Annotated in this window: 6 protein-coding genes and 1 pseudogene; all 7 read left to right on the forward strand. The window is 35.3% G+C overall.

What is annotated here, in order from left to right; translation table 11 throughout:
• Nucleotides 1-86: 86 nt before the first annotated feature.
• Nucleotides 87-1,097 (forward strand): ABC transporter permease, encoded by a 1,011-nt coding sequence (locus tag AA80_RS02810; RefSeq protein WP_103876320.1) that lies wholly within the window; start codon nt 87-89, stop codon nt 1,095-1,097.
• 1 nt (nt 1,098) lies between these two features.
• A complete protein-coding gene (locus tag AA80_RS02815) occupies nt 1,099-1,932 on the forward strand; it encodes an ABC transporter permease (protein ID WP_103876321.1) in 834 nt (277 codons plus the stop codon).
• Nucleotides 1,932-2,957, forward strand: coding sequence for an ABC transporter ATP-binding protein (locus AA80_RS02820; RefSeq protein ID WP_103876322.1), 1,026 nt, complete (start codon nt 1,932-1,934; stop codon nt 2,955-2,957). Before AA80_RS02815 ends, AA80_RS02820 begins: the two co-directional genes overlap by 1 nt.
• On the forward strand, nt 2,950-3,756 hold the full coding sequence (locus AA80_RS02825) for an ABC transporter ATP-binding protein (RefSeq protein ID WP_103876323.1): 807 nt from the start codon (nt 2,950-2,952) through the stop codon (nt 3,754-3,756). Before AA80_RS02820 ends, AA80_RS02825 begins: the two co-directional genes overlap by 8 nt.
• Nucleotides 3,757-3,867: 111 nt before the next feature.
• Nucleotides 3,868-5,208: a GH1 family beta-glucosidase gene (locus AA80_RS02830; RefSeq protein ID WP_103876324.1), complete on the forward strand. Its 1,341-nt coding sequence runs from the start codon at nt 3,868-3,870 to the stop codon at nt 5,206-5,208.
• A gap of 56 nt (nt 5,209-5,264) precedes the next feature.
• Nucleotides 5,265-7,535, forward strand: coding sequence for a glycoside hydrolase family 3 C-terminal domain-containing protein (locus tag AA80_RS02835; protein WP_103876326.1), 2,271 nt, complete (start codon nt 5,265-5,267; stop codon nt 7,533-7,535).
• Nucleotides 7,536-7,614: 79 nt separating this feature from the next.
• Nucleotides 7,615-8,387: pseudogene (locus tag AA80_RS02840) on the forward strand (methyl-accepting chemotaxis protein); the annotation flags it as partial.

Consider the following 8,387-nt stretch of genomic DNA (forward strand, 5'->3'; position numbering starts at 1 on the left):
CTAACTATTGATTTAGCCAAGAGTTCGTGGGGGGAAGTTTCAGCCCCCATGAACTCTTTTAAATATACCTTCGAGAGGTGAAGTATGTGAAAGGATTTACGAGATATTTTTTTCAAAAACTTTTTTGGTATTTACTAGCTTTTTTCTTGGCTTTATTTTTAAATTTTTTCTTACCAAGGCTCATTCCAGGAGATCCCATTTCAGTTATAGTAAGTAAAATGATGTCTGGAACCGTGGCAAGTGAGACACAAGAAAGAGTTTATCAATCTTTCATGGAAGAGTTCGGATTGGATAAACCTCTACCTATTCAGTTTTTCAACTATATAGGAAATGTTTTTAGAGGTGATTTAGGAACGACGTTCAGTTTGTACCCTCTTTCTGTTAATGAAGTTTTGGGAAACGCTATTGTATGGACTATTTTTTTACAATTTCCTGCAATAATTGTAGGTTGGATATTAGGGAACTTATTGGGAGCTGCTGCCGCTTACAGAAAAGGGGTTTTCGACAAAACTATTTTTCCTGTGGCACTATTCGTTAATTCTATCCCTTATTATGCTTTGGCAATCATATTACTATACGTTTTTGGAGTCTTCTTGGGATGGTTCCCGATTGGTGGTGGTTACAGCAGAACATTGCTCCCTTCTTGGAGTTGGGCCTTTGTGATTGATGTTTTACATCATTACTTCTTACCTTTTATTTCCATCGTTTTAGTAACAATAGGGGGACAAGCCATAGGTATGAGAGAGATGTCAATATATGAATTAAATACAGATTATGTTACCTACAGTAAGATGTTAGGTATCAAAGATAAGAAGATTCAAAGCTATGTTTTCAAAAATGCAGTTCTTCCTCAAATAACAGGGCTTGCAATAAGTTTAGGTACAATGGTGGGGGGAGCTTTGATCACCGAGATAGTCTTTGGATACCCCGGAGTGGGAACGTGGCTATTCAACGGAATAAGACAATTAGATTATCCAATGATCCAAGGTTCAACGCTTATAATAGCGATGATGGTTTTAATTGCTAATTTTATTTTGGATATGGTCTACGGACTAATAGATCCTAGAATTAAAGCTGCGCAAACGGAGGAGGGTTAAGATGAATACAATAAAATTACTATTGAAATCTCCAAAATTCCTAATAGGATTCGGCCTTTTTATGTTTTTATTCCTAACTGCCTTCATATACCCTGCAGTATCACCAAAAGATCCATTGGAGATGGTTGGATTTATGTACGAGTCCCCTTCCTCAACTTACTTGTTGGGAACAGATAACTTTGGAAGAGACGTATTTGTAGAGCTTATTCATGGGATGAAATCCTCATTGATCATAGGATTAATTTCAGGCGTCATTGCAACAACAATAGGTATAACTATAGGCCTTTTTGCGGGGTACAAAGGAGGAACCACTGATAACATATTAAATTCAATAACTAATATATTTTTAGTTATACCTCCATTTATAATACTGATATTGATAACGGTTAGTTTAAGAAGCAGATCCCTGTTTGTTATGGGACTAGTATTGGGGATAACCTCCTGGCCATGGACCGCTCGTGCCGTAAGGGCGCAATCACTCAGTCTAAGAAACAGGGAACATGTTGATATAGCCAGGTTAAATGGTGCCAGCACTGTAGAAATTATAATACGCGAAATAATGCCTTATATCTTATCTTATATATTCATGGCATTTATCCTCCAAGTTGCCACAGGTATTTTAAACGAAGCAGGAATAAGTATGTTAGGACTGGGTCCAAGTAATATAGTTTCACTCGGTACAATGCTTTCATGGGCATTATTATTTGAGTCTGTTAGATCAGGCGCTTGGTGGGCTTTTATTCCTCCCGCAATAATTATTGCTTTAATAACATTTTCATTATATTTTATGAATTCGGGGATGGATGAATTATTCAATCCCAAACTTAGGAGTTGATGAGGTTGGAATCAAAAAAGGTTATTTTAGAAGTTAACAATCTTAAAACCTATTATCAAACAAGGTTAGGAGAAAAAATAAAAGCGGTTAACAGCGTTTCTTTTAACCTATATGAAGGAGAAATCTTGGGAATAGCAGGTGAATCAGGTTGTGGTAAATCTACTTTAGCAATGAGTTTATCAGGCTTGTTTTTATCACCTTTGAAGTACGAAAGTGGATCAGTATTTTTAGACAATGAAAATATCATGCAAAAAAAAGAAAATGAGTTGAGAAGTAATATACTAGGGAAAAAATATTCTTATATCCCTCAAAGTGCTATGAATGCGTTGAATCCAACATTAAAAATCAAAAATTTCATAATAGATCTACTGAAAGAACACGATCCTAATATGACAGAAAAAGAGATCTTAAATTTGGCAAAAGAACGTTTTGAATCTCTTTCTTTGCCCCCAAGAGTTTTAAACCTCCACCCTTTAGAACTTAGCGGTGGTATGAAACAAAGGGTAGTTGTCGCAATCTCCACAATCATGAACCCAGAAGTTGTAGTAGCAGATGAACCAACTTCTGCATTGGACGTAACTTCCCAAAAAATAGTAATAAAATTAATTAAAGATCTTTTTGATAAAAAAATAGTAAAAAGTATAATTTTTATAACTCACGAATTACCCATATTAAGACATATATGTGACCGTATCGCTGTAATGTACGCCGGAGAATTTGTAGAGATAGGAAATATGAAAGATGTAATCTTCGATCCTATTCATCCTTACTCACAAGCATTAATGCAGTCTATTTTAGTCCCTGAAAAAGGCATAAAAGGTAAAAAACTACCAAGCCTTCCTGGTTCACCACCTGATTTAAGGAAAATCCCAAAAGGATGCAGGTTCGCAGATAGATGCCCTTTGGTAATTGAAGATTGTAAGAAAGAAGATGTCACTTTAACCAAATTAGGAGAAAGATCTGTAAGGTGCATTAGATTAAACCATATTTTAACACAAGGGAAGAGGGTGACGCCGTATGTCTAAACTCCCAAATGAAGAGATAATAAAAGTTGAAAATTTGACCAAAATATTTGGAAGTGGCAAAAAAGCTGTAAAAGCGGTAGATAACGTCACTTTTTCTATAAAAAAAGGGGAAATCGTCTCTCTTGTTGGACAAAGTGGAAGCGGAAAAACAACGCTAACTAGATTATTACTCAGGTTGTTAAAAGAAACTGAGGGCAAAATTATTTTTGGAGGTCAGGATATAACAGGTTTAACAGGAAAAGAAAAAAAGCTTTACTGGAAAAAGGTGCAAGCAATATTTCAAGATCCTTACGCCTCGTTCAATATATTTTCCCCGGTAAAAAAAGTTTTAATAGATGCTTTCAAGTTATTTGACAACAGTTTTACAAAACAAGAAAAAATGGCAAAGGTTTACGAAGCTTTGGAATCAGTTAATCTAAGACCTGAAGAAGTAGCAGATAAATATCCTTTTGAATTAAGCGGTGGACAAAGGCAAAGGATAATGATAGCAAGGGCTCATTTGATAAAGCCAAAATTACTCTTAGCTGACGAGCCAACTTCAATGATCGATGCAAACTTAAGATCCGGGATTTTGGAGTTACTGTTAGGTTTAAGGAATACTGAAGGTACTACTATTATGTTCGTAACCCACGACCTTGGTTTGGCTTACTATGTCAGCGATAGACTTTTCATCATGCATGAAGGGAAAATAGTAGAAAGTGGAGAAGCTGATAAAGTAATAACGCAACCCGAACACCCATATACAAAACAATTAATGATGGATGTACCTAAATTATCGGAAGAATGGATCTTAAAATAACATATACACTTTAGAGATAAAATGTGGGTGGGCTGCGGTGCGAAGGGGCGCTAAGATAAGTTTTTGAGTTTGTAAGGATAATAAAAACACCAATATAGGAGGAATAAAAATATGTCTGAAAAAGTTTTCCCAAAGGATTTCATGTGGGGAGCAGCTACTGCATCATACCAAATAGAAGGTTCTCCTTTAGCAGATGGAGCTGGTCCTTCGATTTGGCATAAGTTTTCTCATACACCTGGAAATACGTATAATGGGGACACTGGAGACGTGGCAGACGATCATTATAACAAGTACAAAGAAGATATTGCTTTGATGAAAGATTTAGGATTAAACGCGTACAGGTTTTCTATATCTTGGCCAAGAATTTTCCCATATGGTAAAGGTAAAATCAACGAAAAAGGTGTTGATTTTTACAATAGATTGGTTGATGAATTACTCAAGGCAGATATAACTCCTTTTGTCACATTGTATCATTGGGATTTACCCGCTGCTCTACAAGATCTGGGCGGTTGGACAAACAGAGACATCGCTTATTGGTACACCGATTATGCTGATTACATGTTTCAAAGATTGGGGGACAGAGTAAAAAATTGGATTACTTTAAACGAACCCTGGGTAATGGCTTTTGTTGGCCATTTTATGGGTGAACATGCGCCTGGAATGAAAGACCTTTACGCTTCCTTCTCAGTTGTTCACAATCAGTTGCGAGCTCATTCAAAAACAGTTAAAGCTTTCAGAGAAGAAAACATCAAAGAAGGAAAAATCGGAATAACTTTATCTAATTCTTCACACGATCCTGCAACTAATTCACAAGAAGATAAAGATGCAGCAAGGTTGGCCCATGAATGGACAAATTACCCATTGTTTTTGAATCCAATATACAAGGGCGAATATCCAAGTGGGATAAAAGAATATGCTTCTGAGTTTTTACCTCACAATTACGAAAATGATTTGGAAGAAATAAAAGAAAAAATCGATTTTGTAGGCATCAATTATTACTCTGGAGATCTTGTCAAGGCTGATACAAAATCATTTTTAGGTGGGAAAACCGTTGAAAGAGGTCTTCCAAAAACAGAAATGGGATGGGAGATCTACCCTGAAGGTTTCTACAAAATACTAAAAGGTGTACAAAACGAGTACAATCCAAAAGAAGTGTATGTAACTGAAAACGGTGCTGCTTTTGATGATAAAGTAGTAAACCAAGGGGTACACGATGAAGATAGAATAGATTATTTAAAGAAACATCTTGAACAAGCTTTAAGGGCTATTCAAAATGGAGTTACGCTCAAAGGATACTTCGTCTGGTCTTTATTAGACAATTTTGAATGGGCATGGGGCTATTCAAAAAGATTTGGAATAGTGTACGTTGATTACAAAACTCAAAAAAGGATCATAAAAGATAGCGGTAAATGGTATTCACAGGTTATCAAGAATAATTCTTTTGAATTCTAATCTTGTATTTAAATGAAAAGGCTTTTTTAATAGCAAACAAAGGATGTGAAAAAAATATGGAGAGGGATATAAAAAAGTTGATCTCTCAGATGACACTTGAAGAAAAGGCAAGTTTATCTTCGGGTTTAGACAATTGGCACACCAAACCCATTGAAAGGTTAGGGATACCTTCAATTACGATGAGTGATGGACCTCACGGCTTGAGAAAAGAAGTCACAAATCCTGAAGAAAGCTTGTTGGCAAACAGTACCCCCGCTACGTGTTTCCCAACAGCTGCTACAACAGCTTGTTCTTGGGATAGAAAATTAATAGAAGAAGAGGGAAAAGCTTTAGCTGAAGAATGCCAAGCTGAAAAAGTTGATATTATACTAGGCCCAGCTATTAACATTAAAAGGTCTCCATTGTGTGGAAGAAATTTTGAATATTTCTCTGAAGACCCATTCTTATCAACAGAGTTGGCTACAGCATATATAAACGCTGTACAAAGTTATGGAGTAGGAACCTCTTTGAAACATTACGCTGCAAACAATCAAGAACACAGAAGAATGAGTGTAGATGAAATAATAGATGAAAGAACCTTAAGAGAGATTTACTTAGCAAACTTCGAAGGAGCGGTAAAAAACGGCAAACCTTGGACGGTAATGTGTTCTTACAACAAAGTGAACGGTACCCATGCATCTGAAAACAAATACTTATTGACAGATATATTGAAAAAAGAATGGAATTTCGAAGGATTAGTTGTATCCGATTGGGGGGCAGTGAACGAAAGGGTAGACGGATTAAATGCAGGATTAGACTTAGAAATGCCTTCAAGTTTTGGAATAGGAGACAACAAAATCATACAAGCCGTAAAAAACGGTCAATTAGAAGAGAAGGTATTGGATGAAACTATAGAAAGACTCCTAAAAATCATTTTTAAAGCCATAGATAACAGAAAACAAAACGCAACGTATGATAAAGAAGCTCATCATCAATTGGCGAGAAAGATCGCAAGAGAAAGCATGGTACTTTTGAAGAATGAAGACAATATACTTCCAATTAAAAAAGAAGGAACGATAGCCATAATTGGAGAATTTGCTACATCACCCAGGTATCAAGGTGGTGGAAGTTCGCATGTAAACCCCACAAAAATAGATAACCTACTAGAAGAGATAGAAAAAATAACTCAAGGAAAATCTAAAATTCTTTACGAAAAAGGATACCATATTGACTCAGAAGAAATCGATGAGGAACTTATAGAAAAGGCTAAAAGATCTGTAAAAGAATCTGACGTCGCTGTAATCATCGCAGGACTACCTGAAAGATACGAATCAGAAGGGTACGATAGAGAACATATGCAGATGCCCCAAAGCCATAACAAGTTGATAGAAGAAATCACCCAGATTCAACCAAATACAGTGGTGGTATTAAGTAATGGTGCCCCAGTTGAAATGCCTTGGGTTGATAAAGTCAAAGGGCTACTAGAAAGTTACCTAGGAGGCCAAGCATGGGGAGGAGCTGTCGCGGATATCCTGTTTGGCGAAGTTAATCCTTCTGGAAAATTGGCAGAAACATTTCCAATAAAACTGAGTCACAATCCTTCATCCCTAAACTTCCCAGGGGAAGACGATAGGGTTGAATACCGAGAAGGCATATTTGTAGGGTATAGATATTATGACAAAAAACAAATAGATCCTTTATTTCCATTTGGATATGGATTAAGTTACACCTATTTTGAATATACCGACCTAACAATAGATAAAAAGGAAATAAACGATAGCGAAACGCTGAACGTTAAGGTGAAAGTTAAAAATACAGGAAATATGAGAGGCAAAGAAATAATTCAATTGTATGTAAGAGACATAGAAAGCAAAGTAAATAGGCCAGAAAAAGAACTAAAGGGATTCGAAAAAATACAACTTGAACCCGGCGAAGAAAAAACTGTAACTTTTACCTTGGATAAAAGGGCTTTTGCTTATTACAACACAGAGATACGGGATTGGTACGTAGAAAGTGGAGAGTTTGAAATAATGGTGGGAAAATCGTCGAAAGATATAATATTAAAAGAAAAAGTAAAAGTCAACTCTTCAAAAATAATAAGAAAGAAGTTTCATAGAAATTCCACGATTGGTGATTTAATGGAAGACCCTGTTGGCTCACAAATCTTAAAAGAAATAATGAAAGATCAGATTTCAGAAATTTTCCCAGTCGATGAACACAGAAATGAAGAGTTAGTTCTCTCGATGATGAAGTATCTGCCTCTGAGAGGACTAATAAACTTTGGAAGAGGACAATTCACAGAAGAAATGCTGGAAGAACTCCTTAAAAAACTAAACGAACAAAGATAAGAAACTTTAGAGACGATCCCTAAGATCGTCTCTTTGCTTTAATCACTTACTTAAATTAAAAAGGAGAAGGTGCTCTCTTATGAAATCAAGATCCATTGGTAAAAGAATAATGAGTATAGTAATAATCATATTCATATTGTTCGGCCTTTCTATAATTTTCAATACTACTTCTCTTACCAAATCAAATGCTGGGTTAGAATCTTATAAAAATTTATCAGACCAAGTTAATAATATAACTGAAGTAGAAACAGCATTTTTTGAAGCTTCTTTGAATTTTAAAGATTATTTAGGTAATTACGAAAAAAATTTTGAAAACGGTTTTAGAGGAAATTTATCTAAAATAGAATCATATATGAACGATTTGCTTGACACCACCGAAGAATCTACCTCTTTAGTTTATATTAATGAATCTTTAAATACATATGAATATAATTTCGATAAAATTGTACAATTAAATTCTCGGGCTAATACTTTTCTTTCGGAATACGATAAGCTAAGCAAATCATTTATTCAACAACTAAATAATTTCAATACTTTAACTAAACAATATAGCGTTTTGGCCTTTTCACTATTATCAGAGGATCCTGTTGTAACAGTGCAAAATATCAACGAAGAAGTTAAAAAATATTTCTCTTCTAAATCTTCAAGCGATAAAAACAATGTATTAAATATGTTCTCAACCTTTAAAGACAATTTAGCGTTTGTAGAATTTGGATTAACCAACGATGAACTTAAAAATGCTTTTTCAGAACTAATGGAAAACCTTGATAGTTTAGAAAACACATTCAACCAAATATTCACAGCGATAGAATCCCAGGGGCCCATAATCGGGCAGATGAAACAAGTAAAGCT

It is taken from the genome of Petrotoga sibirica DSM 13575 (assembly GCF_002924625.1).
In the GTDB taxonomy this organism is placed as follows: Bacteria; Thermotogota; Thermotogae; order Petrotogales; family Petrotogaceae; genus Petrotoga; species Petrotoga sibirica.

Coding starts and splice junctions, on each gene's coding strand:
- AA80_RS02825 (WP_103876323.1), top strand. CDS start 2,950: ATGTCTAAACTCCCAAATGAAGAGATAATAAAAGTTGAAAATTTGACC.
- AA80_RS02835 (WP_103876326.1), top strand. CDS start 5,265: ATGGAGAGGGATATAAAAAAGTTGATCTCTCAGATGACACTTGAAGAA.
- AA80_RS02830 (WP_103876324.1), top strand. CDS start 3,868: ATGTCTGAAAAAGTTTTCCCAAAGGATTTCATGTGGGGAGCAGCTACT.
- AA80_RS02815 (WP_103876321.1), top strand. CDS start 1,099: ATGAATACAATAAAATTACTATTGAAATCTCCAAAATTCCTAATAGGA.
- AA80_RS02820 (WP_103876322.1), top strand. CDS start 1,932: ATGAGGTTGGAATCAAAAAAGGTTATTTTAGAAGTTAACAATCTTAAA.